Genomic DNA, 4,083 nt, shown 5'->3' on the forward strand with positions numbered 1-4,083 from the left:
GTTATCTGGGCTGGCCGGGACAGGCCATCAGTTACAAGCTGGGCGAGCGCGCCTGGCTCAATGGCCGTGCTGCGGCACAGGGTGCCCATGGAGAGAACTTCAGCCTCAAGGACTGGCATATGAAGGCGCTGTCGCTGGGCGCACTGGGTCTGGACGACCTGGAGAAGGAACTTTCGGCGCTCTAGGTCAAAATAGTGAGCGGGCCCGCAGCACATCTGCTCCGGGCCCGCTCACTGTAAATGCGCTGCCGCCTACCGGCTGACGTCGATGATGATCTTGCCGCGAGCACCGTTCTTGTTGTGATCCATCGCCGCTGCCGCCTCGGCCAGCGGATAGACGGTGTCAATATCCACCTTGAGCTTGCCGTCGCTGATCTTCTGCAGCAGCGACTCCAGGCGTGCACCATCGGGACGCACCCAGATGAGCTGTCCGGCGTGCTCGAGCACCTCGGAATCGGTGACGGATACGTGACGGCCACCCTCGCCCAGCAGCGCCAGGGTGTCGGCAAGAACTCCGCCCACAAAGTCAGCAACCGCTGTGACACCCTCGGGCGCCACCTCGCGGACCCGCTCCTGCAGACCCTCCCCGTAGGTCACCGGTGTGACACCGATGTCACGCAGGGCATCATGGTTCTTCTCCGAAGCAGTACCGATCACCGTGGCGCCCATCTCTACGGCCAGCTGTGCGGCCAGATGGCCCACACCGCCGGAGGCTGCGTGGATCAGCAGGGTGTCCTCGCTGGAGAGTTTCAGGGCTTCCAATGAACGCAGTGCGGTCAGTCCCGCCAGCGGAAGTCCGGCGGCGCTGTCGGAGTCGACGTTATCGGGCACATGGGCTACATCGACTGCGCGTATCGAGACGTATTCGGCATAGGTCCCGCCCTGCACAAAGTCCTTACGGGCGTAGGCAGCCACCCGGTCGCCGGGCTTGAACTCCGGCACATCAGGGCCTGTTGCTTCGATTGTTCCGGCCACGTCCCAACCCGGCACCACGGGGAAGACAACATCCAGCAGGGGGTCCAGCCCGCCGGCCATCAGTTTCCAGTCCACCGGATTGACCGCCGCACGCTCCACTTTGATGAGCACAGATCCCGGGGCCACCTTAGGAGTGGGCAGCTCGGTCAGGGACAGAACGTTGGTATCTCCATATTCAGAGTAAGCAATCGCACGCATGTCGGTCCCAACAATGATCACCGGCTGCTCATTCCAGCCAGGCTGGCACCCGCTGAATACTAAGGAACCGAATGGCCGGCGGCCCTCAGCAGCTGGAACCACTCGGCGCGACTGAGCCGCACCTGTGCCCCGGCAGCAGCTTCCTGCACCCGCCCCGGCTGGGTGGTTCCCAGCACCACCTGGATGTCGGCGGGGTGCCTGGTGATCCAGGCGGTGGCGATGCCGGCAGGTGTCACGCCGTGTTTCTTCGCCAGCTCCTCCAGCGCGGCGTTGAGTTCGGGGTAGTCCGGATTGTCAATGAAAACCCCGGTGGGTGACTGATACGGCGACCATGCCTGGAGACTGATGCCGTGCATCCGGCAGTATTCGACGACGCCTGCTCCATCCGGTGACACCTCCGGTGAGGCACCCAGTGTGTTAGCCAGGATGCCCTCGGTCACAATGGCGGCATGCGGCAGCGACAGCTGCAACTGGTTCACGCTCAAGGGCTGGTTCAAGGACCTGCGCAGCAGCTCCAGCTGAGCTGACGTGTGGTTAGAGACTCCAAAATGACGCACTTTGCCGGATCCCGCGAGCTCATCAAATGCATGGGCAACTTCCTCTGGTTCAACCAGCGGGTCTGGCCGATGCAGCAGCAGCACGTCGAGGTACTCGGTGTTCAGCGCGCGAAGCGACGCTTCCACACTGGAGATGATGTGCTGGTAGGAGAAGTCGTAGAAGGGGCCGTCCTTGACGATGCCGACTTTGGTCTGCAGCGTGATTTTCTCCCGCTCGGTGGGGCTGAGCTGCATGGCCTGGGCGAAGCGCCGCTCACATGCATGCAGGCTCAGGCCCGGACTATAGATATCGGCGTGATCGAAGTAGTCGATTCCGACGTCGCGGGCCGCATTCACCAGGGCGCGCACGGCGTCGTCGTCCATCTCCGCGATACGCATCATTCCCAGAATGACCTGCGGCGCGGACAGACCGGTCTGAGGCATCTGCACAGTACGCATTTCTCCAGCCTATAGCCGAGCGGGGTGCGGTAAGTCAGGCGGCGAACTGCTGACGCTGCTGGGTGAGCGCCGCTGCTGAGACCCAGCCGATGATGTCCTCTTCATCACTCACCAGGAGCGTGTGGTGGATCTCGAAGGTGCTCATCTGGATATCCTCCAGCAGGGTTTCTCAAGGGATGACTGCTGGTGAGTCCGGAAGCGCGCAGGCGCAACGCTTTTTGCGCCAGTTCTCGGGATACGCAGCACGCCAGTGCTGCAATAGCGCGTCAGTGATCACTCCCACCGGCCGCCCACAGAGATTGAGCACGACGACGCCCCCGCCGTCAGGTCCGATCTGCTCAGCAGCGTCTGCCAGTGAGTGGGTCACAAAGAGTGACCCACGGGGCTTGCGCATGATGTCACGGACGGTCCTCATGGCTGGCCTCCGGGGTTAAGGCAGCTGCTGAACGGACTGCCATATTAGCGGTTATCACGCGTGCAAGGAAGGGTCCTCGGCTGAACTCCCAGCAGGTTTTTGCAGGTCAGGTAGTACTGCGTCAGCGCGTATCAGCGAGGTTTTGGCCACAATGATCCCGGCGCAGGCAGCGCCGAACCCGCCGGCTGCCATATCGCTGATCGTGTCGTGGTACGTGACGTAAATATCCTGGGTAATGAACACGAATCCGATCCACTCCACCATCTCCCACAGCGCACTCAACGCTAGCCCTATGGCAGCGGTGATACTGATTGTCAGCGCGGTGGGGGTGACCTCAGCAGAGGCGACGACGCCGCGACGCTCAGCCAAGGAGTGCAGCACCGCAGCCAGGACTCCGGTGCACAGCACATGAATCAGGATGTCCCACCAGCTGATCCGCGTGTAAAGGTCAAAGACGTTGCTCCACGCCGCGATCAGAAGAATGCTGCAACAGGAGATATCAGCAGCAGGCCGCAGCCCGATGAACCGTGCACCGAAGAGGCCAGGCAAGGCGAAGGCGAGGATTCCCGCATCGGTGGGGGCGTACCAGATGACTGCTATGAGGACACTGAACATCCCGAGCCCGCGCAGCGCATCGGCGGCGAGTTCAGCCGGTCCTCGGGCCGGTCGGAGGAAGTTCGCAATCATTGTGCCCACCCCTGCTGCGCCAGGGCACCTGCGGGATTCCGCGTTGCCGAGCGGGCAGCGGCTATTCGGCGCCAGCGGTAGGGTGGGAAGTCCTGCGGCCACTGTGAAGTCACCGTGTGCACCGCGCGCCGGAAGCGCAGCCGGAACCCGTTGGCGCTGTAGAAGGGTCTCATGGAGATCTGCATGCTGGGGCGGCCCAGGCGGTGGATGGGGCTGAGAGCCCCTACGGGGTAGGACAGTGCCAGGTCATCGTGGACATCAGTATCGCTGCGGTCGATCTGGTCTCGTACCTGTTCCCATACGTCGCGGCGCAGTCCCATATTGGAGCCGAAAAGGGGCCAGTGGCCCAGTGCGAGCACTCCAGCAATCCGGTATGCACCCAGGTACAGCACAGCCAGCGGGAGGCGTAGCGGTTGTGGCCCGTCGTAGAAGGTGGCGCCGCCGGTCACCGCTCCTGCCCGTGGATGATTCGCGAACGCAGCGACCATATTCTCCACCCAGTGGTGCTCTGGCAGAGAGTCTGCGTCGATACGCAGGATAAGATCGCCGCCAGCGTGGTCGTAGCCGTCGGAGGCCGCTGCTGGTATACCGGGCTGAGCGCAGAAGACCACCTCGGCACCGAAGGCGCGGGCAACATCGGCGGAGTGGTCGGTGGAGTTGTTGTCTACCACGATGATTTGTTCGGGCAACCGGCTTTGGGCGCTCAGGGCCTGCAGGCAGCGGCGCAGTTCCTCGGCGTCGTCTTTGACTGGGATGACCACGCTGACCTTCGGCCTGCTGGCTTCCTCCGGGACATCATCTACCTGCATCGCCG

6 protein-coding genes are annotated in these 4,083 nt (G+C 62.9%); 1 reads left to right on the plus strand and 5 read right to left on the minus strand.

Translation table 11 applies throughout. The annotated features are described in order from the left end of the window. A partial coding sequence (locus TX78_RS14000; protein ID WP_044496345.1) for a DUF885 family protein occupies positions 1–185 on the plus strand: 185 nt, incomplete at its 5' end. A gap of 66 nt (positions 186–251) precedes the next feature. Here the strand turns inward: TX78_RS14000 and TX78_RS11300 are convergent. From TX78_RS11300 to TX78_RS11320, 5 genes are all read right to left on the minus strand, one after another. Then, the gene (locus TX78_RS11300) at positions 252–1,193 is read right to left on the minus strand and encodes an NADP-dependent oxidoreductase (RefSeq protein ID WP_324603325.1); all 942 of its coding nucleotides are present in this window, start codon (positions 1,191–1,193) and stop codon (positions 252–254) included. Between the two features lie 38 nt (positions 1,194–1,231). After that, complete coding sequence (locus TX78_RS11305; RefSeq protein ID WP_044496346.1) at positions 1,232–2,167, minus strand: aldo/keto reductase; 936 nt, start codon at positions 2,165–2,167, stop codon at positions 1,232–1,234. A 169-nt stretch (positions 2,168–2,336) separates the two neighbouring features. Then, the gene (locus TX78_RS11310) at positions 2,337–2,582 is read right to left on the minus strand and encodes a DUF294 nucleotidyltransferase-like/CBS domain-containing protein (protein WP_147640488.1); all 246 of its coding nucleotides are present in this window, start codon (positions 2,580–2,582) and stop codon (positions 2,337–2,339) included. 54 nt (positions 2,583–2,636) lie between these two features. Then, a complete protein-coding gene (locus tag TX78_RS11315; protein WP_044496349.1) occupies positions 2,637–3,269 on the minus strand; it encodes a hypothetical protein in 633 nt (210 codons plus the stop codon). Further along, positions 3,266–4,078: a glycosyltransferase family A protein gene (locus TX78_RS11320; protein ID WP_044496352.1), complete on the minus strand. Its 813-nt coding sequence runs from the start codon at positions 4,076–4,078 to the stop codon at positions 3,266–3,268. The genes TX78_RS11315 and TX78_RS11320 overlap by 4 nt, the downstream gene beginning before the upstream one ends. Positions 4,079–4,083 lie beyond the last annotated feature (5 nt).

Source organism: Nesterenkonia massiliensis (assembly GCF_000455245.1).
In the GTDB taxonomy this organism is placed as follows: Bacteria; Actinomycetota; Actinomycetes; order Actinomycetales; family Micrococcaceae; genus Nesterenkonia; species Nesterenkonia rhizosphaerae.